Genomic DNA, 21,763 nt, shown 5'->3' with positions numbered 1-21,763 from the left:
GGCATGATCCTGAAAGGTGGAAACCGGTTTTCTCGGACAAAGGGAAAACCGTTTTGTCCAGAGATCCTGCTCAATCATAAGAAACTGGCCGTCCGGGCGCTGCTTGCAGTGGTCTTCTGGCCGTCGCTGTTCTTCTTCTGGTGTCTCGGGCCGTTCGTCTTCTTCCTGCTCTCGACGACATCGAGCGAGGTTTGTCCCAGGCTGGAAACGCGCGGAGAATTCCTCGCCGCGGCCAACGGCACGCTTCCGATGCTTGTCCTGCAGAACCTCATCTATGCGGTTCCGATCATCTGCCTGCTGCTTTGGAACCAGCTTCTGCCGGACCAGGCGCGGACGAGACACGTCGTCACCTGCATCAAGCTCTTCGCCGTCTCGGCCGTTTTGGGGGCCTTGTGGGAGTACGGCTCTTCGCTTGTCTGCGATGGTTACAGCCAGCCGTTCTTCTCGCCCGCCTGGCGAATGACCAGCTATCTGCCGATCGCCAACATGGCGGTCAACCTCCCGCTCTACGTGCTGGTCTTCAGCCTTGGCCGCGCCTTCTCGATGCGCGAGGATGAGCCGGCGCAGGGGCCGGGTGAACCCATCGCCTGAACACCAACAGAATGGACACTGGACAGAACCGCTTCAATCCGGATTGGAAAGGCTTTAGGCTTGCCCGACTCTCATCATATGGGCCGCCGCACCGCCGCCCTTCCGAAACAGGAATTTCCGCAATGGCAATGGACGCCCACGACATCGAAAAACTGATCAAGGACGGCATACCGGATGCCCGTGTGACGATTCGCGACCTCGCCGGTGACGGCGACCATTACGCCGCTGAGGTCGTGGCCGAGAGCTTTCGCGGAAAAAGCCGCGTCCAGCAGCATCAGATGGTCTATGACGCGCTGAAGGGCAATATGGGCGGCGTGCTGCACGCGCTGGCGCTGCAGACCAGCGTTCCCGACTGAGGCATTTCCACCCGACACGCTTGGCCCAAAACCGCCCATTCTTTGCGCCATCCGGGTGATGGCATGGCTAAAGTCTTGTTTCGGGCAACCTATGGGTTTATTTGAGGGACATGTTTCGAGCCTGACTCCCACAGGCGTGAAAGGATATTCCATGAGCGGCATCAACGACTACATCGACAATGAAGTGAAGGGCAACGACGTCGTCCTTTTCATGAAGGGCACGCCCGGCTTCCCGCAATGCGGATTTTCCGGCCAGGTCGTCCAGATCCTCGACTATATCGGCGCCGACTACAAAGGCGTGAACGTGCTGGACTCCGCCGAACTGCGCCAGGGCATCAAGGACTATTCCAACTGGCCGACAATCCCGCAGCTCTACGTCAAGGGCGAATTCGTCGGCGGCTGCGATATCATCCGCGAAATGTTCCAGGCCGGCGAGTTGCAGACCTTCCTGGTCGAGAAGGGCGTGAGCGTCAAAGGCGCCGCCTGACTTCAGTTTTGGGCGTGTCGGTATCGACATGCCCAAGCCACCGGGGCGGCCCCACCTCGGCAATTTTACAAGCCCGGATCCCGGGACCAAGACGAGCCAAATGCGCCGGCCCGCCGGCGCGTTTTCGTTTGAGAGATCGGACTTGCCGTGGACCAGCAGAAATCAGCGCCGCAAGGGGCAAGCAACTCGCCTCGGGCAAGCCAATTGCCGATTCCGCGCTGGGAGTTCATCGCGCTCTGCGCGGCGCTGATGGCGCTCAATTCGCTGGCCATCGACATCATGCTGCCGGCGCTGCAGCAGATCGGTGCCTCGCTCGGGGTCGAGAACGAAAATCATCGGCAATATGTGGTCACCGCCTACATACTGGGTTTCGGCGGCGGCCAACTGTTCTTCGGGCCGATCTCGGACCGGTTCGGGCGCCGATCGCCGCTCGTCGCCGGCCTGATCATCTATGTGGCGGCGGCCGCCGCGGCCGCTATCGCGCCGAGCTTTGAAACGCTCTTGATATGCCGCGCCGTGCAAGGCCTTGGCGCGGCTGCCACGCGCGTCATAGCGGTCTCGATCGTGCGCGATACATTCGACGGCCGGCGTATGGCCGAAGTCATGTCGCTGATCTTCATGGTGTTCATGGCGATCCCGGTCGTGGCTCCAGGCATCGGCCAGTTCATCATGCTGTTCGCGACCTGGCATTGGATATTCGTCACAATGGCCGTCGGAGCCATGATCGTCTCGGCGTGGTCGCTGCTGCGCCTACCCGAGACGCTGCATCCCGAATATCGCCGGCCACTGACGGTTTCATCCATCCTCGGCGGCTTCCGCATCGTGCTCACCAATCGCATCGCGCTCTGCTATGCCTTCGCCAGCACCTTCATCTTCGGCGCCATGTTCGGCTTCATCGCCTCGGCGCAGCAGATCTACGTCAACATCTTCGACGTCGGCGAGATGTTTCCCGTCATCTTCGCCGGTGTCGCGGGCGTACTCGCCTTCTCCAACTATCTGAACTCGCGCCTTGTCGGCCGCGTCGGCATGCGCCGCCTGTCTCAAAGCGCGCTGTTGCTGTTTCTGGTGATCAGCCTGGCTTGGCTGGTGGTTTCACTGGAAACGAAGATGCCGCTCTGGCTGTTCATCACCTTCTTTGCCAGTGCCATGCTGCCGTTTGGCTGTCTTGGAGCCAATTTCAATGCGTTGGCCATGGAGCCGCTTGGCCAGCTGGCCGGCACGGCGTCATCGATCCTGGGTTTCATGCAGACTTTTCTCGGCGGCATTCTCGGCACGCTGATCGGCCAGGCTTTCAACGGCACGGTGACGCCGCTGGCCGCCGGTTTCTGCAGCGTCTCGGTGGCCGCGCTGCTGATGATCCTGTTTGCGGAGCGCGGCAAGATGTTCCAGCCGCAGAACGCCCCCGTTTCAGGCCACGTCACCGACCTGCACTGATTGTCGTCTGCTGGTGGCGTCAGGATGCGCGTTCAAGCGCCGCCGTGAAGCGAGGAGAGAGCATCCGCCCCGCGATCGCTCCGCCCATGCCATTTGAAAAGGGCAATGGAAGAGCGTCGTCGAGCGCCTTGAGAATGGACGCCACGAAGGCTCGGCTGAGCCGCGGATCGACCCCCAGATCGGAATAGGTGGCGCGAGGCGTCCCGATCAGCGTCCCGTTGCGACGAAGCGAGAACTGGATGGTCAAGGACATGCCCGCGGTTCCGGGTGGCGGCTTCCAGCAGGCATAGATAGCGTCCGACATCTCCTTGATGGTGTCGATGGGATCGGAACTGTGACAGGGGCGTTCTTGCGCGATTGCCGCGCTGGAGTTCGCAAACAGCACCACGGCAAGAGCCGCCGCGAAAATTGCGAACCGAGGTTTCATCCGAGAGCCTCCGCCAAAACGCCCGACTCGATCATACAACGGTTCAAGCCACAGGAATTGGTCCTATTCCGCCCACAACTCGCGGCGCAGTTCCTGCCAGCTGTCCTGGTCCGGCGCGACAAGCAGACCGCCATCGACATGCGAGGGCAGATAGGCGCTGCCGTCGATGCGAGCGGCATGGCCGCCGGCCTCCTGATGGATCAGCACGCCGGGCAGATGATCCCAGGGCATCAGCTTGTTGTAGACGACAAAATGCGCATGCCCGCTCGCCAGCAGGCGATATTCGTGAGCAGCGCAGCGATAGGCGAACTGCGACAGTGCCTTGGTCTGGTTGCGCGCCAGGCGTGAGCGCTCCGGTTCGTCGAGATATTGCCAGGACACCGCGCCGGTCATCTGCGAGATCGGCACGGGCGCCGCCACATGCACTTTCTCCAGGTTGCCATGGGCATGCCTGATATGACTGCCGGCACCCCTGGCGGCGATGAGCCAGTCCTTGCCCACCGGATCATGAATGATGCCCGCGACCGTCTCCCCCCTGACCACGACCGCCAGCATGACGCCGAACAGCGGCACGCCGGACGCGAAATTGAAGGTGCCGTCCACCGGATCGACGGTGAACGCCAGTTCGGCATCGCCCAAGCCGTCGAGCAGCGCCGGATCTTCGGAGCAGGCCTCCTCGCCCACCACCATGGCAGAGGGATAGCGATCGCGCAGCCTGGCGGTGATCAGCCGCTCGGCGTTGACATCGGCCTCCGTCACTAGGTCGGCGGCGGAAGTCTTCTGCCTGATGTCGCCGTCGCCCAGTCGGCGAAAGCGCGGCATGATTTCGGCTTGGGCTGCCTCGGCCAGAATGCCGGCCAGCCAGTCGATCGCGGTGTCGTCAAATGTCATCGGAAATGTCTTGCCTGATCGCGAGGGTTTCATTGAGGGCGGCGAAATCGAACAGCTTTCGGTCGAGCAAATGCGACGGCCTGGTGTTGGACAGAGCGCGAATCATGGTGTCCTTGCGGCCGGGCATGCGCTTTTCGATGTCCTCGAGCATCGCTTTCATGGCGTTGCGCTGCAGCCCTTCCTGGCTGCCGCAGAGATCGCAAGGGATGATCGGGAACCGCATCGCGGCAGCGAATTTCTCCAGATCGATTTCGGCACAATAGCTCAGCGGCCGCAACACCATCACATCGCCTTCGTCGTTGAGCAGTTTCGGCGGCATGGCGGCAAGCCGCCCGCCGTGGAACAGGTTCATGAAGAAGGTTTCGAGGATGTCCTCGCGATGATGGCCGAGGACCAGGGCCGAGCAGCCTTCCTCGCGCGCGATCCTGTAGAGATGGCCGCGCCGCAGCCGCGAGCAGAGCGAGCAATAGGTGCTGCCTTCGGGGAGCTTGTCGGTCACGACCGAATAGGTGTCCCGGTATTCGATACGGTGCGCTATGTCGTTGGTGTCGAGATATTCGGGCAGGATATGCTTGGGGAAATTCGGCTGGCCCTGGTCGAGATTGCAGGCCAGCAACTCGACTGGCAGCATCCCGCGCCATTTGAGATCAAGCAACATGGCCAGCAGACCGTAGGAATCCTTGCCGCCCGACAGCGCGACCAGCCAGCGCTCGCCCGGCTTCACCATCGAAAAATCCTCGATCGCCTGGCGGGTCAGCCGCAGCAGTCGCTTGCGCAGCTTGTTGAACTCGACCGACGACGGTACATCGGCGAACAGCGGGTGAGAGCCGCCTTCGGCGGCCGGTTCGAGTGTTTCGATGTCTAGCTGCATGGTCATGGCGCGACGGCCCCGGATGTGACTTCCGCCCGGCTTAGCGCATTGTCTGGAAAATCGAAATTGATTTTAGCGACACGCCGCAAGCGGGTGCCCGAAACAAAAAGGCCGCCTCGAGGGCGGCCTTTCCGGTATCGCAAAAAAAGCGTTCGCTTAGCGCGAGTAGAATTCGACGACCAGGTTCGGTTCCATCTGCACGGCGAACGGAACGTCCGCCAGGCCCGGGATGCGCGAGAAGGTCGCGGTCATCTTGTTGTGATCGGCTTCGATGTAGTCGGGCACGTCGCGCTCGGCGAGGCCAACCGATTCCAGGACGATCACCAGCTGCTTCGACTTTTCGCGCACTTCGACGACATCGCCCGGCTTGCAGCGATACGAGCCGATGTTGACGCGCTTGCCGTTGACGTTGACGTGGCCGTGGTTGACGAACTGACGGGCGGCGAAAATGGTCGGCACGAACTTGGAGCGGTAGACAACCGCGTCGAGACGCGATTCGAGCAGGCCGATCAGGTTCTCCGAGGTGTCGCCCTTGCGGCGATCGGCCTCTTCATAGACCTTGCGGAACTGCTTTTCCGACACGTCGCCGTAGTGGCCCTTCAGCTTCTGCTTGGCACGGAGCTGCAGGCCGAAGTCGGAAAGCTTGCCCTTGCGGCGCTGGCCATGCTGGCCGGGGCCGTATTCACGCTTGTTGACCGGGGACTTAGGGCGGCCCCAGATATTTTCGCCGAGACGGCGGTCGATCTTGTATTTCGCGGATTCGCGCTTGCTCATCGCATTCCCTTTCAAAGACAACACACCCGGCACCTCTTGGTCCGGGTGAAGGAAACGCGCCCTCCTCTGGCCTCCGTTTTCGAGACCTGACAGGGTTTTCCCACGCAACGCGGCGGAAAACCCACGGGACACGTCAGTTCAAACAAGATCGGAAACGATTGTCGTGACAGATCTTGCGTATACAAAACAAACACCGGACATCGCTGCCCGGCGTTGGCGGCTGGTTAAACCGAGATTTAACCGGTGTCAAGCTTGTGAGTGGCGCGGCGCAACGCAACCGTATAGCGTCCAAGGCGTTGATGCGATGCCGATGTGGCGGGAGGTTTGCGCCAGCGGCACCAGGAAGGGACTGGAGCTAGAGGAGCTTAATTGCATGAAGAAGTTTTTCCTTACCCTGGCAGGGGCCGCGGTGCTTGCCGGGTCGATGGCGGTGGCCCCTGAGCCGGCCATGGCGCGTCATTGGCACGGCCACAAGCAGGTCTGCCGCATCGTCGTGAAGAAGCGAGTGGTGTGGCGGCATGGCCATCGCAGGGTGATCGTCGAGAGAGTACGGCGCTGCCGCTGGTAAGACTGTTCAACGCCACAATTCCCGGGCCAGCGAACGTCGCTGGCCCTTTTTCATTCCAAGGTAGTCTGGCTCGAGCGCTCAATCCTTAGGATTTTTTCTCCGGCAATCCCTTGCGCTTCGTCTCGGCGAATTCCTCGAGCTGCTTTTCATTCATCGATTCATACATGCCCTTGGAGGCGCCCTTGAGTTCGCTTTTCTTGGTCTCGCCGCGTTTGGCGGAGAGTGCGGCGCCGGCGGCTTTCTGCTGGGCTTTCGAAGTGGCTGGCATGGCGGGTCTCCTTTGCTGTCAGGAGAAACGCCACGCTTCGGCGGCGGTTCCAGCGCCAGTGGCGCTGCTCCCCGTCCGCCTGGTGCCAACCCTTGGCCGCGCTCGGCGATTTTCGTCGGCAGCCTTCTCGTGTCCGGAACCCCAGTGTAGGACGGCTGAATGAAATCCCTGACCGATCCCTCACAGGTTCTCTCCGCGGGACTGGCGAAAATCCGCGCCGAATTCCACGTTCCGGACGGATTTCCGGCCGATGTGCTTGCCGCGGCGGAGGCGGCGGCCAAACGTGTGCCCAACCAGCATGCCGATCGAACTGAAATGCCGTTCGTCACGCTCGATCCGGCTGCTTCCACCGATCTCGATCAGGCGTTCTCGATCGAGGCCAGCGGTGGCGATCTTCTGCTTCATTACGCCATCGCCGACGTGGCCTGGTTCGTCGAGGACGGCGACGCGATCGATCGCGAAGCCTGGACGCGGGGCGAGACGCTTTACTTGCCGGACGGCAAGGCCGGGCTCTATCCGCCGGTAATTGCCGAGGGTGCGGCGAGCCTGTTGCCGGATGGACCCCGTCCAGCTGCTATCTTCACGGTTCGGGTTGCGCAGGACGGCGCGACGAAGTTGGACGGCGCGGAGCGGGCAATCATTCAAAGCCGCGCGAAGCTCGCCTATGACAGCGTGAAGGCCTCCGATGTCCCGGCCGGCTTCGCCGAAATGGCGCGGCGCATGGCGGCGAATGAGCGGCGCCGTGGGGCTTCCCGCGTCGACCCACCCGAGCAGGAGGTGGAAAGGCTTGCCGACGGCACATTCCGGCTTTCGTTCAGGCCGCTTCTGCAATCCGAGCAGGACAACGCCGCGCTTTCGCTGGCCGCCAACATGGCGATCGCCGATGCCATGCTTGCGCATCATACCGGCCTTTTTCGGGTGATGTCGGGGCCGGATGCCTTCAAGGTTCAAAGGCTGCGCAACGCGGCACAGGCTCTCGGACTGTCCTGGCCGGCCTCGACCAGCTTGCGGGACTATCAGCGAACCCTCGATCCGACCGATCCGCATCAGGCGGCGCTGATGCTGGAAATCCGCCATGCAAGCCCCGGCGCATCCTATCAACCGTATCAGGACGGCGTTGTCCCATGGCATGAGGCGATGGCCGCGACCTATGCCCATGCAACCGCCCCACTGAGGCGCCTTGCCGATCGTTATGTCGTGCGCTGCGCGCTGGCTATCGCCAACGGCCAGACCGTGCCCCAGGCTGTTACCGACGCGTTTGCCAGGCTGCCGAAGGCGATGGGACGCGCGGATAGCCGCGCTTCGCAGATCAACCACGCGGCCATCGACCTTGCCGAGGCGGTAATGCTGGAGGGGCGCGAGGGCGAGACGTTCAAAGCCGTCGTCACCGACTTCGTCGACTATGGCGTGCGCATTCAGCTTGCCGACATGGCTGTCGTTGCCACCGTGAAGGCCTCGGGGCTCAGACAGGGTGATGGTCTGACGCTTAGGCTAGTCCTGGCCGATCCGGATCAACGCAGCATCGTCTTCGAACCTGTTTGAGTGGCGGGCGGCTTTGCCGCTGTCCAAGTGAACGGTCAGCCCGAACCCCTGCATCAGGCGGCTGACGGCGAAGTCCGCCTTGCCCGAGGTGAAGACCGCGATATCAGGCTCGGCTTGCGGCAGCGCCCCATTGATCGGCGGCAGCAGCGAAAGGGCGCGCCGTGCGATCGCCTCGGCCGGATCGATCCAGTCGACCGGCCAGGGAGCGGTCTTGCGCATGCGATTGACCAGAAAGGGATAGTGCGTGCAGGCCAGCACGACGATGTCGGTGCGCATGCCGTCGCGCTCGATGAAGCATGGCTCGATCTCGGCTCGCACGGCCTCTTCGTCGACGAAGCCCTGGCGCATATAGGCTTCGGACAGGCCAGCCAGCCTGTCGCTGCCGACCAGGCGGACATGGCATTTCTGCGCCCATTTGCTGATCAGGTCGCGCGTGTACTGGCGCTTCACCGTGCCCGGCGTCGCCAGCACCGAGACCAGCCCGGAGCGCGTGCGCTCGGCCGCCGGCTTAACCGCCGGCACCGTGCCGACGAAGGGATGGCCGGGAAATCTTTCGCGCAGCGCGTCGATCACCAGTGTCGAGGCGGTGTTGCAGGCGATAACCGAGATGGCCGGCGCGAAGCGGTCGAGCAGTTTGGCAAATAATCCTAGTATATGCTCCCTTAGGGCCGGCTCCTCCCAGGCGCCAAAAGGAAAAGCGGCATCGTCGGCGACATAGATAAAGCGCCGGTCGGGCATCAGGACGCGTGCCTCGCGCAACACGGTCAGACCGCCGACGCCGGAATCGAACATCAGGATCGGCTGGTCAGTCATTGTCGGTTCCCTTGCCGCCGAGCAGTGGCGTGTCCGTGTCGTCGCCGCTAGCGTCCGGCGCCCGACCAGTCGCCTCCGCCTTGCGGGCGCGCGCCGCCGCCGCGGGCAAACGCCTCGGGTCATCGCCAGGTGACCCATCGCCGCGCGGCATCGCCGGCGAGAACCGGTCAAGCGAAGAGATGATGCCGCGCAGCACCTTGAGCTCCGGCTCGGCAAAGCCTGCCCGCGTCAGCACGGCGCGGAGGTTGTCGACCATTTTCGGCTTCTTCGGCGCCGGCCTGAAATAGCCGCGCGCCTCGAGCGCGCCTTCGAGATAGGTGAACAGGCCGTGCAATTCTTCCTTGCTTGCAGGCTTCATCTCCGGCCCCGAAAAATTGGTCCTGGTCTCGTCCTCCAGGCCCGACTTCATCCACTCGTAGGACATCAGCAAGGCCGCCTGGGCGATGTTGAGCGAGGAGAAATCAGGATCGACCGGGAAAGTGACGATCTCGTCGGCGAGGCCGACCTCGTCATTGTAGAGGCCGAAGCGCTCGCGACCGAACAGGATACCGGTGCGTTGCCCCATTGCGTGACGGGCGCGCAGCATCCTGCCCGCCTCCACCGGTCCACGCACGGATTTGAAACCGTCGCGCTGCCTTGCGGTGGTGGCGAAGACGAAGTTCAGGTCGGCAAGTGCCGAGGCCAGATCGTCGAAAACCTTGACGGCATCGATGACGTGGTCGGCACGGCTGGCGGCGGCACGCGCCTTCTCGCTCGGCCAGCCATCGCGCGGATTGACCAGGCGCAGCTCCGACAGTCCGAAATTGGCCATGGCGCGGGCGACCATGCCGATATTCTCGCCGAGTTGCGGCTCGACAAGGATGATCGCCGGACCGGCTGCGGTGTTATCGGGATCTTTGGTAATGGGCATGATTGTCAATGAACTGCTGTTTGCGGCATTTCAGCGTCCCCTGCCATATTCGGCCGCGAAAATGAAGCATTCGCAAATGACGGTGCCGTGGGCTCACATTCGTGACCGATCGCCGTTTGCGTGGCCAAAAGCGCTTTGATATACGGGCGGCATCCCCGGCCGACGCCACGCGGGCAAGGCCGTCCCATTCCCAGCAACGAGGCATTCTTTCCATGGCGAAGATCAAGGTGGCGAACCCGGTCGTCGAACTCGACGGCGACGAGATGACCCGCATCATCTGGCAGTTCATCAAGGACAAGCTGATCCACCCTTATCTCGACCTCGAGCTCGAATATTACGACCTGGGCATCGAGCATCGCGACGCCACCAACGACCAGGTGACCATCGATTCGGCCAACGCCATCAAGAAATACGGTGTCGGCGTGAAATGCGCGACCATCACCCCCGACGAGCAGCGCGTCGAGGAATTCAAGCTGAAGAAGATGTGGAAATCGCCGAACGGCACCATCCGCAACATTTTGGGCGGCACCATCTTTCGCGAGCCGATCATCATGAAGAACGTGCCGCGCCTGGTGCCCGGCTGGACCAAGCCAATCATCGTCGGTCGCCACGCCTTCGGCGACCAGTATCGCGCCACCGACTTCCGCTTTCCCGGCAAGGGCAAGCTGACGATCAAGTTCGTCGGCGAGGACGGCCAAGTCATCGAGCACGACGTGTTCGACGCGCCCGGCGCCGGTGTCGCCATGGCCATGTACAATCTCGACGAGTCCATCCGCGAATTCGCCCGGGCGTCGCTGAACTACGGCCTGCTGCGCAACTATCCGGTCTACCTGTCGACCAAGAACACCATCCTCAAGGCCTATGACGGCCGCTTCAAGGATATTTTCCAGGAAGTCTACGAGGCTGAATTCGAGGCCGAGTTCAAGTCGAAGAAGCTTTGGTACGAGCACCGCCTGATCGACGACATGGTGGCGTCGAGCCTGAAATGGTCGGGCGGCTATGTCTGGGCCTGCAAGAACTATGACGGCGACGTCCAGTCCGACACGGTGGCGCAAGGGTTCGGTTCGCTCGGCCTGATGACCTCGGTGCTGATGACGCCGGATGGCAAGACCGTCGAAGCGGAAGCCGCGCACGGTACCGTCACCCGCCACTATCGCCAGCATCAGAAGGGCGAGGAAACCTCGACCAATTCGATCGCGTCGATCTTCGCCTGGACGCGAGGCCTCGCGCACCGCGCCAAGCTCGACGACAACGCCGAACTGAAGCGTTTTTCCGAGACGCTGGAAAAGGTCTGCATCCAGACTGTCGAGAGCGGCTTCATGACCAAGGACCTGTCGCTCTTGATCGGCCCCGACCAGCCCTGGCTCTCGACCACCGGCTTCCTCGACAAGATCGACGAGAATTTGCAGAAGGCGATGGCGTAACCGCCTCGCGGACGAATGGGCAAGCCGGTCGTCTACGGCGCGGATTACAGCGTCTATGTACGCATCGTCCGGCTTGCGCTCGAGGAGAAAGGCATCGCCTACGATCTCGTGCCGGTCGACATCTTTGCAGAAGGTGGCGCGCCGGCATGGTACGGCAAACACCATCCTTTCGGCCGCATCCCGGCCTTCGAGCATGACAATTTCCGCCTGTTCGAGTCGAGTGCGATCGCGCGCTACGTCGACGAGGCCTTCGACGGGCCGGCGCTGCAGCCCGCCGACATACGCGCCCGCGCAAGGATGAACCAGATCATCGGCATGCTCGACGCCTACGCCTACCGTGCCATGGTCTGGGATGTCGCGGTCGAGCGTCTGGAGAAGGAAGTGCCCGACGAGAGCTTGATCGTGGATGGCCTGCGGCAGGCCGAGACGGTGCTGAAGGCGCTGACTTCGCTGAAGCAAGATGGGCCCTGGCTGCTCGGCGACCAGCTGACCCTGGCCGATCTGCACGCGGCGCCGATCATCGGCTACTTCGTCAAGGTTCCAGAAGGACGGGGATTGCTGGCGCAGTTTGCAGGCATCTGGGATTTGTATTTGCGAATGGCTGGCCGCCCGAGCTTCGTGCGTACCGAAAAAGCGTATAACTCGAGGTGAGCTTCCTCGACGTCGCGCCGCCCCTGCCCTGGCGGGCATTTCTCCCCGTGAACGGGGAGAAAGAGGCTGGTCGCGTTGCCGGCGCTCTTCTGCAACGAGGGCGATTGGCGAAGGGCGCGACGAAAGCGCCCTTCTCCCCGTTCTACGGGGAGAAAATGGCGGCAGCCAGATGAGGGGCAGCGCTGCCCCAAGAGAAAGGATCCCGCCTGGGCCCACGCATGGTAGCTACGCTGCTTCGAGCGCCGCCCTCACCGCCGCGATCGCATCATCGGCCTTCGACGCATCCGGGCCGCCGGCCTGCGCCATGTCGGGGCGGCCGCCGCCGCCCTGCCCGCCCAATGCGGCGGAGGCCACGCGCACCAGATCGACGGCGCTGAAACGGCCGACGAGATCATCGGTGACAGCGACCACGACGCTCGCCTTGTTGTCCTCAGCCGTGCCAACAAACACGACGACGCCAGAGCCCAACGAAGTCTTGCCCGCGTCGGCCAGCGGCTTCAGGTCCTTCGGCGAGACACCTGACACCGCCTTGCCGAGAAAGCCGACGCCAGCGACGATCTCGTTGGCGGCAGGAGCATCGGCAGGCGACCCGCCGCCCAGCGCCAATTTCTTGCGCGCTTCGGCCAGGTCCTTCTCGAGCTTCTTGCGCTCTTCGAGCAGCGCTTCGACGCGCGCTGGCACATCTGCGGGCGAAATCTTAAGCGTTGCCGCCGTGGTCTTCAGGCGTCGGTCCTGCTCATCGAGATGCCTGCGCGCGGCCTCGCCGGTCAACGCCTCGATGCGGCGCACGCCGGCGGCGACAGCACCATCCGAGACGATGCGCACCAGGCCGATATCGCCGGTCGCCCTGACATGCGTGCCGCCGCAGAGCTCGACCGAATAAGGGCGGTTGGCCTTGGCGCCATGCAGGCCCGTGCCCATCGACACGACGCGCACCTCATCGCCGTATTTCTCGCCGAACAGCGCCATCGCGCCCTCGGCAATGGCGTCATCGACCGACATCAGGCGCGTGGTCACCGGGCCGTTCTGCACGACGATCTCGTTGGCCATGCGCTCGACCTCTTCGAGCTCCTGCGCGGAGATCGGCTTGTTGTGCGAGATGTCGAAGCGCAGACGCTCGGGTGCGACCAGCGAACCCTTCTGCGCGACATGGGTGCCCAGCACCTCGCGCAACGCCTCGTGGATCAGGTGCGTCGCCGAGTGGTTGGCGCGCAGCCGGGAGCGCCTGGCATGATCGACCTTAAGTTCGACCGCGGCACCCGGCCTGACCGTGCCGGCGACCACCTTGCCGAGATGAACGAAGAGGCCATCGGCCTTCTTCTGCGTGTCGGAAATCTCGATCGAGAAGCCCTCGCCCGAGATTATGCCGGTGTCACCCATCTGGCCGCCGGACTCGCCGTAGAACGGCGTCTGGTTGACGACCACGGCGACCGCATCGCCCTTGCCGGCGCTGTCGACGGTCTTGCCGTCCTTGACCAGCGCCTCGATGAGGCCTTCCGCCTGCTCGGTTTCGTAGCCGAGGAATTCGGTGGCGCCGGTCTTTTCACGCACGGAGAACCAAACCGTCTCGGTGGCGGCCTCGCCGGACCCGGCCCAGTGCTTGCGCGCCTCCGCCTTCTGCTGCTCCATCGCATTGGTGAAGCCGGCAAGGTCGACCGAGATGCTGCGCTGCCGCAGCGCGTCCTGCGTCAGGTCGAGCGGGAAGCCATAGGTGTCGTAGAGCTTGAATGCCGTTTCGCCATCGAGCATGTCGCCGGCGCCGAGCTTCTCCGTCGCCTCGGACAGCAGCCCGAGGCCGCGCACCAGCGTCTTGCGGAAACGGGTCTCCTCGAGTTTCAGGGTCTCGGCGATCATCGTTTCGCCGCGTGCCAGTTCGGGATAGGCCTGGCCCATCTCGCGCACCAGCGCCGGCACCAGCTTCCACATCAGCGGCTCGTTCGCCCCCAGCAACTGCGCATGACGCATGGCGCGGCGCATGATGCGGCGCAGCACATAGCCGCGGCCTTCGTTCGACGGCAGCACGCCGTCGGCGACCAGGAAGGAGGACGAGCGCAGATGATCGGCAATGACGCGATAGGACGCAACCGTTTCGGCGTCGGGCGCGCGCCCAAGTGCCGAGGACGCCGCATCGATCAGATGACGGAACAGGTCGGTCTCGAAGACGCTCTCCACCCCTTGCAGGATGGACGCCATGCGCTCCAGGCCCATGCCGGTGTCGATCGACGGGCGCGGCAGGTCGACGCGCTCCTCTTTCGTCACCTGCTCATACTGCATGAACACCAGGTTCCAGAATTCGAGGAAGCGATCGCCGTCTTCCTCGGGACTGCCGGGAGGTCCACCCCAGATGTGCTCGCCACGATCGATGAAGATTTCCGAGCATGGTCCGCAAGGACCGGTGTCGCCCATCGCCCAGAAATTGTCCGAGGTCGGGATGCGGATGATGCGATCGTCGGAGAAACCGGCGATCTTCTTCCAGAAGCCAGCCGCCTCGTCGTCCGTGTGATAGACGGTGACCAGCAGCTTGTCCTTCTTCAGCCCGAACTCCCTGGTGATGAGGTTCCAGGCAAGCTCGATGGCGCGCTCCTTGAAATAGTCACCGAAGGAGAAATTGCCGAGCATCTCGAAAAAGGTCAGGTGGCGCGCGGTATAGCCGACATTGTCGAGATCGTTGTGCTTGCCGCCGGCGCGGACGCTTTTCTGGGCTGTGGTGGCGCGCGAATAGGGCCGCTTCTCCAAACCGGTGAAGACATTCTTGAACTGCACCATGCCGGCATTGGTGAACATCAATGTCGGATCGTTGCGCGGCACGAGCGGGCTTGAGGCCACGACCTCGTGGCCCTCCTTGCGGAAATAGTCGAGAAAGGTCGACCGGATCTCGTTGACGCCACTCATGGATACTGCCTTTTCAAGAGAGCCGCCGGCCGGACCGGCGGGAGATGGCTCTGTATTTTCTAGAAGATGGAGCTGGCCTTTTAGCCGTAGCTCTTGACCCTGTCCAGAAACACGGAATTGGGCCAATTCGCGCTTTGCACCGGCACTTGCGGGGCCGCCCAAACGAAAACCGCCGGCGCGAAGGCCGGCGGTTTGGAACGCGGTACTACAGAACTCTGTTACTTAAGCATTGACTAATAGTCTGGATTTATGGCCAAATTCTGACCGTTGCCTACATCGCGCCGGCTTCGTCCTCAAAACCGTCGTCGCCATTGCCCTCGGAGCCACCATTTTCGAGGAACTTTTCGGCGATCAATCCGGCATTCTGCCTGAGCGCCAGCTCGATCTCGCGCGCGGTATCGGGATTGTCGCGCAGGAACAGTTTCGCATTCTCGCGGCCCTGGCCGAGACGCTGCGAATTATAGGAGAACCAGGCGCCCGATTTCTCGACCACGCCGGCCTTGACGCCGAGGTCGACCAGTTCGCCGGTCTTGGAGACGCCCTCGCCATACATGATGTCGAACTCGACCACCTTGAAGGGCGGCGCCAACTTGTTCTTGACCACCTTGACGCGGGTCTGGTTGCCGACGACCTCGTCACGATCCTTGACCGAGCCAATACGGCGGATGTCGAGGCGAACCGAAGCGTAGAATTTCAGCGCGTTGCCGCCGGTCGTGGTTTCGGGCGAACCGAACATGACGCCGATCTTCATGCGGATCTGGTTGATGAAGATGACCATGGTGTTGGAGCGCGAGATCGACGCGGTCAGCTTGCGCAGCGCCTGGCTCATCAGGCGGGCCTGCAGACCCGGCAGCGAATCGCCCATCTCGCCCTCGATCTCGGCACGCGGCGTCAGCGCCGCCACCGAATCGACCACCAGCACGTCGATGGCGCCGGAACGCACCAGCGTGTCGCAAATCTCCAGCGCCTGCTCGCCGGTGTCGGGCTGCGAGATCAGCAGGTTTTCAAGATCGACGCCGAGCTTGCGGGCGTAGACCGGATCGAGCGCGTGTTCGGCATCGACGAAGGCGCAGATGCCGCCCTTCTTCTGGGCTTCAGCCACGGTGTGCAGGGCCAGGGTCGTCTTGCCGGAGCTTTCCGGCCCATAGATCTCGATGATACGGCCGCGCGGCAAGCCACCGACGCCGAGCGCGATGTCGAGACCGAGCGAGCCGGTCGGCACCGTTTCGATCTCGACGACCTGCTCGTTGGCGCCGAGCCGCATGATCGAGCCCTTGCCGAAAGCCCGCTCGATTTGCGACAGCGCCGCATCCAGAGCCTTTGATTTGTCCACTGCCTTATCCTCTACCAGCCGCAAAGAATTCTGAGCCATGATACATCACCCCTTGGTCGTCAATGAAGGCCGGACAATCCGTGATCCCTGCCATTTTGTACCTTTTTTGTTCTCATTTGGCAAGGGGTGACAACCAACTGAAAAACAAAGGATATCGCGGTTTGTTCTTTTTTTGTCTCGCAAACCCTGGCACGAACGGGCTCCGCATTGGGCCAGACGGCTCGATCGTATCGCCCGACCGAATCGCCGACCAGCATGCGAAGCTCTGTCGCGCACTCTAGCGCTTGTGCGGCCGCAACAACAAAGGTCATATCGCCACCATGGTGGAATCCCCGAAGATCCTGGCCGTGGGCGGCGCCCATATCGACCGGCGTGGCCAGGTGTACGGTCCCTACGTGCCGGCAGCCTCCAATCCCGGCACGATGCGCGAGGATGTCGGCGGCGGCGTCTTCAATGCGTTGCGCAGCATGGTACGGCGCGGCGTGTCGGCCTCCCTGGTGTCGATGCGGGGCGGCGATGCGTCGGCCGATACGGTTTCACGGGCCATCGCCGAGGCAGGCATCGCCGATCTTTCGGCGGTGTTCCTCGACCGTACCACGCCGAGCTACACGGCATTGATCGATCGCGAGGGCGAATTGATCGTCGGCTTTGCCGACATGGCACTGTACGACCTGGCTTTTCCCAAGCAGATCAGGCGTTCCAAGATACGCCAGGAGGTGGCCGCCGCCGATGCCATCCTGTGCGACGCCAATCTGCCGTCGGCCGCCCTGGAGCGGCTGCTGTCGCTCGCCGCCGGTAAACCGGTTTTCGCCATCGCGATTTCGCCGGCGAAGGTAACGCGGCTAATACCGGTTCTCGGCGGGCTGGCCCAGATCTTCATGAACCGGCGAGAGGCCGTCGTGCTGGCCGGTGTCAATGCAGCGGCCGCCGAGCGGGAAATGGTCGACGGGTTGCGGTGCAGCGGCCTTGCCAGCGGCGTGGTCACGGCCGGCAGCGGCCCTGTGCTGGGTTTCGATGAGACAGGCGCCTTTTCGATCCTGCCGCCTGCCCCCAGAAAAGTCGCCGATGTCACCGGCGCCGGCGACGCGCTGGCAGGTGCGACGGTCGCAGCACTGCTGCGGGGCCAGCCGCTGCGCCACGCCGTGCGCGAGGGCGTCGCCGCGGCAACGCTGGCCATCGAAAGCGCCGACGCGGTGCCCGAATTCACCGCGGCGAGCTTCGCGGAAGCGCTGGCCCTTGTGCCGGATGCCAGGGAAGTGGCATGAGACCCGGCAAGTTCATAACGCGCGGTGAAGCTACGCTTTCCTGATGGATGCGCCGCACTCCGGATTGGAGATCAGAGATGACGCCAGACACCGCCCGCCCCTTCATCGATATCCACGCACCGGTGGCGCAGGCCCTGGCCGCCGGGCGCCCGGTGGTGGCGCTCGAAAGCACCATCATCACCCATGGCATGCCCTATCCCGACAATGGCGCCATGGCGGCCAACGTCGAAAAGATCATCGCTGACGGCGGCGCCGTGCCGGCAACCATCGCGGTGGTGAACGGCCGCATCAAGATCGGGCTTTCGGACGGCGAACGCGAATCGCTGGCGATGACCGGTGACGCCATGAAGCTGTCGCGCGCCGATCTCGGCTTCGCCGTCGCGCAGGGCCGCACCGGTGGCACCACGGTCGCCGCCACCATGATCGCGGCTGACATGGTCGGGATAAAGGTGTTCGCCACCGGCGGCATTGGCGGCGTGCACAAGGGGGCGGAAAAGAGCTTCGACATCTCGGCCGACCTCGATGAATTGGCGCGTACACCGGTGATCGTCGTCTCGGCCGGTGCCAAGGCGATCCTCGACATCGAAAAGACGCTGGAAGTGCTGGAGACGCGCGGCGTGCCCGTGGTCGGCCATGGCTGCGAGACGATGCCGGCCTTCTGGTCGCGGCAGTCACCGTTCCGAGCGCCCTTGACCTTGCACGGAGCGGAAGATATCGCGCATTTCTACCGGACACGCCTGGCTCTGGGCTTGGGCGGCGGCATGCTGATTGCCAATCCCGTGCCGGAATCCCACGAAATCCCCGCTGAAGAAATGGCGGGCTACATCGAAGCCGCGCAAAAGGCGGCCGAAGCCCTCAACGTCACCGGCAAGGCTGTGACGCCGTTCCTGCTGGGAAAAATCCTCGAACTCACCGGCGGCCGCAGCCTCAAGACCAACATCGCGCTGGTCGAGAACAATGCAAGGCTGGCGGCTGAGATCGCCAAGGCGCTGTAGGGACTGCGAAAGTCCCCCTCGCCTGGATTGCCAAGACCGAATTGCAAAGGGCAATTCGGAGCAATCCGACCTCTCCCCGAGGGGAGATGAGCTTGCAGCGTCAACGCAACCCTCTTCTCCCCGCCGGGGAGAAGGTGGCCGCGAAGCGGCCGGATGAGGGGGTGGCCTCGCGCTGGCGGGAGCCTACTTCCCCGCCCGCAGCCCAGCTTCGTAGGCGCGTCGCGCCCACACCGTCATTTCGTCGGGATCGTCGAAAGCGCTGTCGGGAATGCTCCAATAGGGCATGGCGACAAGCTTGCCGTGGCGAGAGCCGGTGTAGGTCCATTGCCGGCAGCCCGCGGCTTCGAACTCCGATGCGCTCTGCGCGTCGGCTTTCAGCAGCAATTCGCCGCGCAGCACGATGGCGACGATGACGCCATCGAAATAGATGCCTTTGCCGCCGAATAGTTTTCGGATGCTGACCGGACCGAGGCCCTCGAACAGTTCCGCGATGCGCTCATTGTCCATGCCGCGATCATGTCACCGGCATTTGGCCTTGTCATCGCCGCAACCAAAATCATGCTGACAGGTTGTGGCTATCCTGTCGGAGTTTTAGCCATGCCTGTGCTGCTCAAGGGGTCCTGTCGCTGCAACGCCGTGCGTTTCGAGGTGGAAAGCCACACGCCCGTGCCGTTCATGCTGTGCTACTGCTCGATCTGCCGCAAGCAGCAGGGCGGCGGCGGTTTCGCCATCAATCTCGGCGCCGCCTACGAGACGCTGAACATCAGGGGCAAGAGCAATCTCGGCGTCTATCGCGCCGAGATCGAGGATGACGAGCATCCCCACTGCGAGATATCGACCGGGGAGCGCAATTTTTGCCGCAAATGCGGGTCGGCGCTCTGGCTCTACGACCCAACCTGGCCGGAGCTGGTGCATCCCTTCGCCTCGGCGATCGACAGCGACCTGCCGAAACCACCCGAAAAAGTGCATCTGATGCTGAAATACAAGGCGAACTGGGTCGAGCCTGAGATCGGCAAAGGCGACAAGACGTTCGACGTCTATCCCCAGGAATCGATCGCGGACTGGCACAAGCGGACGGGTATGTGGGTGGAGTAGCTTTCTTCGCCCCGTTTACGGGGCGAAGGAAGATCAGGCCGAAGCGCGTGCCTCGGCCAGCGCCTTGAGATCGGCCGGCTTCAACTCAACCGACTCGCCGCAGCCGCAGGCGGAGCTCTGGTTCGGGTTGTAGAAGGTGAAACCGGTGCGCAGCGTCGTCTGCTCGAAATCCATCTCGGTACCGAACAGGAACAGGGCGGCTTCCGGCGCGACATAGACATGGGCGCCATCGCGCTCGATATGGTCGTCCTTGGTGTTGGGCTCGGTCACCAGATCGACCGTGTATTCCATGCCGGCGCAGCCGCCCTTCTTGATGCCAAGGCGGATGCCATGCGCGTTTTCGCGCGTGGCGACGATCTCGCGCACCCGGTCAGCGGCCTTTTCGGTCATCGTGATGACGGCAAAGCGTCCCATGTTTTTCCTTCTCCATTCCATGCAGGTTCAAGGCCTGCCGAATGATTCCTCACCTAAAATGGTGAAGTTTTATCACCGGCGCAAGTGTGCCAGGTGCGGCGCTAGTACCAGCCCACCGCCACCTGCGCCTCTTCAGACATGCGGTCGGGCGTCCAGGGTGGGTCGAAGGTCATGTTGACTTCGACGCCGGAGACGCCCTCGACGGCACCGACGGCATTTTCCACCCAGCCGGGCATTTCGCCGGCCACCGGGCAGCCAGGCGCGGTCAGCGTCATGTCGATCTTGACCGAGCGGTCGTCCTCGACGTCGATCTTGTAGACGAGGCCAAGCTCGTAGATGTCGGCCGGGATTTCCGGGTCGTAGACCGTCTTCAACGCCGAGACGATGTCGTCGGTCAGCCGCGCCAGTTCATCGGCGGGAATGGCCGAGGCGGAAACGACGCTGTTGCCGGCGGCTTCCGGCGTAGCTTCGGTGGTGGTGCTCACATCATCCATGGTCGTCACCCGAAAAAATCGTCATCCGAAGAATTTGCGCGCTTTTTCAAGCGCCTCGGCCAAAGCGTCGACTTCTGCCCTGGTATTATACATGCCGAACGATGCCCTGCATGTGGAGGTTACGCCAAAGCGTTTCAACAGCGGCTGGGCGCAATGGGTGCCGGCACGGACCGCCACGCCTTGCCTGTCTATCACCATCGACACGTCATGGGCATGAATGCCTTGCAGCTCGAAGGAGATTATGGCGCCCTTGCCGGGCGCATCGCCGAAGATGCGCAGCGAGTTGATGGCGCGCAGGCGCTCGTGGGCGTAGGTCTTCAAGTCTTCCTCATGCGCGGCGATGCGCTCACGACCGACAGAATCCATATAGTCGAGCGCGGCGCCCAGTCCGATCGCCTGGACGATCGGCGGCGTGCCGGCCTCGAAGCGATGCGGCGGCTCGTTGTAGGTGACGATGTCTTCCGTCACCTCCTCGATCATCTCGCCGCCGCCCATGAACGGCCGCATGCCGGCGAGACTATCCTTCTTGCCGTAGAGCACGCCGATGCCCGAGGGGCCATAGACCTTGTGGCCGGTGAAGACGAAGAAATCGCAATCCAGATCCTGCACGTCGATCGGCATGTGCACCGCGCTCTGGCTGCCGTCGACAAGCACCGGAATTCCACGCGAATGCGCGATGCGCACGATCTCCTTGATCGGTGTCACCGTGCCCAGCGCGTTCGACATTTGCGTGATGGCCACGAGTTTAGTGCGATCGGTCAGCCGCTTTTCGAATTCCTCGATGTGGAAGACGCCGAGATCGTCGACCGGCACCCAGACCAGCTTGGCGCCCTGCCGCTCGCGGATGAAGTGCCAGGGCACGATGTTGGAGTGGTGCTCCATGATCGACAGCACGATCTCGTCGCCCTCGCCGATATTGGGCATGCCATAGCCATAGGCGACGGTGTTGATCGCCGAGGTGGTGTTGGATGTGAAGACGATGTTGTCGGTGCTTGGCGCATTGAGAAAGCGGCGCACCGTTTCCCGCGCCTTTTCGTAAGCGTCGGTGGCGGCATTGGACAGGAAATGCAGGCCGCGATGGACGTTGGCGTATTCCTGGGAATAGGCGTGCTGGATCGTGTCCAGCACCACCCGCGGCTTCTGCGCCGAGGCACCATTGTCGAGATAGACCAGCGGCTTGCCGTAGACTTCGCGCGACAGGATCGGGAAATCGCGGCGGATCGCCTCGACGTCGTAGAAATCTCCAATCTTGCCCGGTGCGTTCATCA

24 protein-coding genes are annotated in these 21,763 nt (G+C 62.9%); 11 read left to right on the top strand and 13 right to left on the bottom strand.

Going from position 1 to position 21,763, the window contains the following annotated elements; translation table 11 throughout:
• Window positions 1-3: 3 nt before the first annotated feature.
• The 4 genes from LB516_RS16530 (at window position 4) to LB516_RS16515 (ending at window position 2,868) form a co-directional block, all read left to right on the top strand.
• The gene (locus tag LB516_RS16530) at window positions 4-591 is read left to right on the top strand and encodes a hypothetical protein (protein ID WP_224720003.1); all 588 of its coding nucleotides are present in this window, start codon (window positions 4-6) and stop codon (window positions 589-591) included.
• A gap of 122 nt (window positions 592-713) precedes the next feature.
• Window positions 714-947: a BolA/IbaG family iron-sulfur metabolism protein gene (locus tag LB516_RS16525; RefSeq protein ID WP_015318146.1), complete on the top strand. Its 234-nt coding sequence runs from the start codon at window positions 714-716 to the stop codon at window positions 945-947.
• Between the two features lie 151 nt (window positions 948-1,098).
• On the top strand, window positions 1,099-1,434 hold the full coding sequence (gene grxD, locus LB516_RS16520) for a Grx4 family monothiol glutaredoxin (protein WP_013895877.1): 336 nt from the start codon (window positions 1,099-1,101) through the stop codon (window positions 1,432-1,434).
• Between the two features lie 204 nt (window positions 1,435-1,638).
• Window positions 1,639-2,868 carry a multidrug effflux MFS transporter gene (locus tag LB516_RS16515; protein WP_263484967.1) on the top strand — a complete coding sequence of 410 codons (1,230 nt, stop codon included), beginning with the start codon at window positions 1,639-1,641 and terminating at the stop codon, window positions 2,866-2,868.
• Window positions 2,869-2,887: 19 nt separating this feature from the next.
• Here the strand turns inward: LB516_RS16515 and LB516_RS16510 are convergent, their stop codons facing one another.
• From LB516_RS16510 to rpsD, 4 genes are all read right to left on the bottom strand, one after another.
• Entirely contained in the window at window positions 2,888-3,295 is a 408-nt protein-coding gene (locus LB516_RS16510; RefSeq protein ID WP_224720002.1) for a TonB C-terminal domain-containing protein, read from the bottom strand.
• A gap of 63 nt (window positions 3,296-3,358) precedes the next feature.
• Window positions 3,359-4,186, bottom strand: a complete 828-nt coding sequence (locus LB516_RS16505) for an inositol monophosphatase family protein (RefSeq protein ID WP_140787539.1) — start codon at window positions 4,184-4,186, stop codon at window positions 3,359-3,361.
• Window positions 4,176-5,063 carry a tRNA 2-thiocytidine(32) synthetase TtcA gene (gene ttcA / locus LB516_RS16500; protein WP_224720001.1) on the bottom strand — a complete coding sequence of 296 codons (888 nt, stop codon included), beginning with the start codon at window positions 5,061-5,063 and terminating at the stop codon, window positions 4,176-4,178. The genes LB516_RS16505 and ttcA overlap by 11 nt, the downstream gene beginning before the upstream one ends.
• A 150-nt stretch (window positions 5,064-5,213) precedes the next feature.
• Window positions 5,214-5,831, bottom strand: coding sequence for a 30S ribosomal protein S4 (gene rpsD, locus LB516_RS16495; RefSeq protein ID WP_015318151.1), 618 nt, complete (start codon window positions 5,829-5,831; stop codon window positions 5,214-5,216).
• 373 nt (window positions 5,832-6,204) lie between these two features.
• On the opposite strand from rpsD, the gene LB516_RS16490 reads away from it, so the two are divergent.
• Complete coding sequence (locus LB516_RS16490) at window positions 6,205-6,399, top strand: hypothetical protein (protein ID WP_041163853.1); 195 nt, start codon at window positions 6,205-6,207, stop codon at window positions 6,397-6,399.
• A gap of 85 nt (window positions 6,400-6,484) precedes the next feature.
• Here LB516_RS16490 and LB516_RS16485 read toward each other — a convergent pair whose 3' ends face one another.
• A complete protein-coding gene (locus tag LB516_RS16485) occupies window positions 6,485-6,667 on the bottom strand; it encodes a DUF3008 family protein (protein WP_015318153.1) in 183 nt (60 codons plus the stop codon).
• Window positions 6,668-6,826: 159 nt separating this feature from the next.
• Here LB516_RS16485 and LB516_RS16480 point away from each other — a divergent pair, with 159 nt between their 5' ends.
• Complete coding sequence (locus tag LB516_RS16480) at window positions 6,827-8,209, top strand: RNB domain-containing ribonuclease (protein ID WP_140616999.1); 1,383 nt, start codon at window positions 6,827-6,829, stop codon at window positions 8,207-8,209.
• Here the strand turns inward: LB516_RS16480 and murI are convergent.
• Window positions 8,159-9,022 carry a glutamate racemase gene (gene murI / locus LB516_RS16475; RefSeq protein WP_140617000.1) on the bottom strand — a complete coding sequence of 288 codons (864 nt, stop codon included), beginning with the start codon at window positions 9,020-9,022 and terminating at the stop codon, window positions 8,159-8,161. The two genes, LB516_RS16480 and murI, sit on opposite strands and share 51 nt — an antisense overlap.
• Window positions 9,015-9,932 (bottom strand): RNA methyltransferase, encoded by a 918-nt coding sequence (locus LB516_RS16470; RefSeq protein ID WP_140617001.1) that lies wholly within the window; start codon window positions 9,930-9,932, stop codon window positions 9,015-9,017. Before LB516_RS16470 ends, murI begins: the two co-directional genes overlap by 8 nt.
• A gap of 212 nt (window positions 9,933-10,144) precedes the next feature.
• Here LB516_RS16470 and LB516_RS16465 point away from each other — a divergent pair, with 212 nt between their 5' ends.
• Together LB516_RS16465 and LB516_RS16460 are read left to right on the top strand one after the other, a co-directional pair.
• Window positions 10,145-11,356, top strand: a complete 1,212-nt coding sequence (locus LB516_RS16465) for an NADP-dependent isocitrate dehydrogenase (RefSeq protein WP_015318157.1) — start codon at window positions 10,145-10,147, stop codon at window positions 11,354-11,356.
• Between the two features lie 15 nt (window positions 11,357-11,371).
• The gene (locus tag LB516_RS16460) at window positions 11,372-12,007 is read left to right on the top strand and encodes a glutathione S-transferase family protein (RefSeq protein WP_224682305.1); all 636 of its coding nucleotides are present in this window, start codon (window positions 11,372-11,374) and stop codon (window positions 12,005-12,007) included.
• Between the two features lie 225 nt (window positions 12,008-12,232).
• Here LB516_RS16460 and alaS read toward each other — a convergent pair whose 3' ends face one another.
• Together alaS and recA are read right to left on the bottom strand one after the other, a co-directional pair.
• Window positions 12,233-14,899 (bottom strand): alanine--tRNA ligase, encoded by a 2,667-nt coding sequence (alaS, locus tag LB516_RS16455; RefSeq protein ID WP_224682306.1) that lies wholly within the window; start codon window positions 14,897-14,899, stop codon window positions 12,233-12,235.
• A gap of 271 nt (window positions 14,900-15,170) precedes the next feature.
• Window positions 15,171-16,271, bottom strand: a complete 1,101-nt coding sequence (recA, locus tag LB516_RS16450; protein ID WP_013895892.1) for a recombinase RecA — start codon at window positions 16,269-16,271, stop codon at window positions 15,171-15,173.
• Window positions 16,272-16,552: 281 nt separating this feature from the next.
• Between recA and LB516_RS16445 the strand changes: the two genes are divergently transcribed.
• Both LB516_RS16445 and LB516_RS16440 read left to right on the top strand, forming a co-directional pair.
• Window positions 16,553-17,497: a carbohydrate kinase family protein gene (locus tag LB516_RS16445; RefSeq protein WP_224720000.1), complete on the top strand. Its 945-nt coding sequence runs from the start codon at window positions 16,553-16,555 to the stop codon at window positions 17,495-17,497.
• A 77-nt stretch (window positions 17,498-17,574) separates the two neighbouring features.
• Window positions 17,575-18,492 carry a pseudouridine-5'-phosphate glycosidase gene (locus tag LB516_RS16440; protein ID WP_224719999.1) on the top strand — a complete coding sequence of 306 codons (918 nt, stop codon included), beginning with the start codon at window positions 17,575-17,577 and terminating at the stop codon, window positions 18,490-18,492.
• A 183-nt stretch (window positions 18,493-18,675) separates the two neighbouring features.
• On the opposite strand, the gene LB516_RS16435 is transcribed toward LB516_RS16440, so the two are convergent.
• Window positions 18,676-18,999: a TfoX/Sxy family protein gene (locus LB516_RS16435; protein ID WP_140662018.1), complete on the bottom strand. Its 324-nt coding sequence runs from the start codon at window positions 18,997-18,999 to the stop codon at window positions 18,676-18,678.
• Window positions 19,000-19,089: 90 nt separating this feature from the next.
• Between LB516_RS16435 and LB516_RS16430 the strand changes: the two genes are divergently transcribed.
• A complete protein-coding gene (locus LB516_RS16430) occupies window positions 19,090-19,587 on the top strand; it encodes a GFA family protein (protein ID WP_140874123.1) in 498 nt (165 codons plus the stop codon).
• Between the two features lie 33 nt (window positions 19,588-19,620).
• On the opposite strand, the gene sufA is transcribed toward LB516_RS16430, so the two are convergent.
• The 3 genes from sufA to LB516_RS16415 form a co-directional block, all read right to left on the bottom strand.
• Window positions 19,621-20,001 (bottom strand): Fe-S cluster assembly scaffold SufA, encoded by a 381-nt coding sequence (gene sufA, locus LB516_RS16425; RefSeq protein ID WP_224719998.1) that lies wholly within the window; start codon window positions 19,999-20,001, stop codon window positions 19,621-19,623.
• Window positions 20,002-20,102: 101 nt separating this feature from the next.
• Window positions 20,103-20,495 carry an SUF system Fe-S cluster assembly protein gene (locus tag LB516_RS16420; protein ID WP_023773197.1) on the bottom strand — a complete coding sequence of 131 codons (393 nt, stop codon included), beginning with the start codon at window positions 20,493-20,495 and terminating at the stop codon, window positions 20,103-20,105.
• A gap of 21 nt (window positions 20,496-20,516) precedes the next feature.
• Window positions 20,517-21,761, bottom strand: a complete 1,245-nt coding sequence (locus LB516_RS16415; RefSeq protein WP_140617006.1) for a cysteine desulfurase — start codon at window positions 21,759-21,761, stop codon at window positions 20,517-20,519.
• Between the last annotated feature and the right edge of the window lie 2 nt (window positions 21,762-21,763).

Source organism: Mesorhizobium sp. CO1-1-7, assembly GCF_020164885.1.
Classification (GTDB): domain Bacteria; phylum Pseudomonadota; class Alphaproteobacteria; order Rhizobiales; family Rhizobiaceae; genus Mesorhizobium; species Mesorhizobium australicum.
The sequence above is the reverse complement of the archived record's forward strand: the minus strand, read 5'-3'. Positions and strand labels throughout refer to the sequence as shown.

Coding starts and splice junctions, on each gene's coding strand:
- LB516_RS16505 (WP_140787539.1), bottom strand. CDS start 4,186: ATGACATTTGACGACACCGCGATCGACTGGCTGGCCGGCATTCTGGCC.
- LB516_RS16470 (WP_140617001.1), bottom strand. CDS start 9,932: ATGCCCATTACCAAAGATCCCGATAACACCGCAGCCGGTCCGGCGATC.
- rpsD (WP_015318151.1), bottom strand. CDS start 5,831: ATGAGCAAGCGCGAATCCGCGAAATACAAGATCGACCGCCGTCTCGGC.
- ttcA (WP_224720001.1), bottom strand. CDS start 5,063: ATGACCATGCAGCTAGACATCGAAACACTCGAACCGGCCGCCGAAGGC.
- LB516_RS16485 (WP_015318153.1), bottom strand. CDS start 6,667: ATGCCAGCCACTTCGAAAGCCCAGCAGAAAGCCGCCGGCGCCGCACTC.
- grxD (WP_013895877.1), top strand. CDS start 1,099: ATGAGCGGCATCAACGACTACATCGACAATGAAGTGAAGGGCAACGAC.
- LB516_RS16440 (WP_224719999.1), top strand. CDS start 17,575: ATGACGCCAGACACCGCCCGCCCCTTCATCGATATCCACGCACCGGTG.
- LB516_RS16460 (WP_224682305.1), top strand. CDS start 11,372: ATGGGCAAGCCGGTCGTCTACGGCGCGGATTACAGCGTCTATGTACGC.
- LB516_RS16510 (WP_224720002.1), bottom strand. CDS start 3,295: ATGAAACCTCGGTTCGCAATTTTCGCGGCGGCTCTTGCCGTGGTGCTG.
- LB516_RS16530 (WP_224720003.1), top strand. CDS start 4: ATGATCCTGAAAGGTGGAAACCGGTTTTCTCGGACAAAGGGAAAACCG.
- LB516_RS16435 (WP_140662018.1), bottom strand. CDS start 18,999: ATGGACAATGAGCGCATCGCGGAACTGTTCGAGGGCCTCGGTCCGGTC.
- LB516_RS16420 (WP_023773197.1), bottom strand. CDS start 20,495: ATGGATGATGTGAGCACCACCACCGAAGCTACGCCGGAAGCCGCCGGC.
- LB516_RS16480 (WP_140616999.1), top strand. CDS start 6,827: ATGAAATCCCTGACCGATCCCTCACAGGTTCTCTCCGCGGGACTGGCG.
- LB516_RS16430 (WP_140874123.1), top strand. CDS start 19,090: ATGCCTGTGCTGCTCAAGGGGTCCTGTCGCTGCAACGCCGTGCGTTTC.
- LB516_RS16465 (WP_015318157.1), top strand. CDS start 10,145: ATGGCGAAGATCAAGGTGGCGAACCCGGTCGTCGAACTCGACGGCGAC.
- recA (WP_013895892.1), bottom strand. CDS start 16,271: ATGGCTCAGAATTCTTTGCGGCTGGTAGAGGATAAGGCAGTGGACAAA.
- murI (WP_140617000.1), bottom strand. CDS start 9,022: ATGACTGACCAGCCGATCCTGATGTTCGATTCCGGCGTCGGCGGTCTG.
- LB516_RS16490 (WP_041163853.1), top strand. CDS start 6,205: ATGAAGAAGTTTTTCCTTACCCTGGCAGGGGCCGCGGTGCTTGCCGGG.
- alaS (WP_224682306.1), bottom strand. CDS start 14,899: ATGAGTGGCGTCAACGAGATCCGGTCGACCTTTCTCGACTATTTCCGC.
- sufA (WP_224719998.1), bottom strand. CDS start 20,001: ATGGGACGCTTTGCCGTCATCACGATGACCGAAAAGGCCGCTGACCGG.
- LB516_RS16525 (WP_015318146.1), top strand. CDS start 714: ATGGCAATGGACGCCCACGACATCGAAAAACTGATCAAGGACGGCATA.
- LB516_RS16415 (WP_140617006.1), bottom strand. CDS start 21,761: ATGAACGCACCGGGCAAGATTGGAGATTTCTACGACGTCGAGGCGATC.
- LB516_RS16445 (WP_224720000.1), top strand. CDS start 16,553: ATGGTGGAATCCCCGAAGATCCTGGCCGTGGGCGGCGCCCATATCGAC.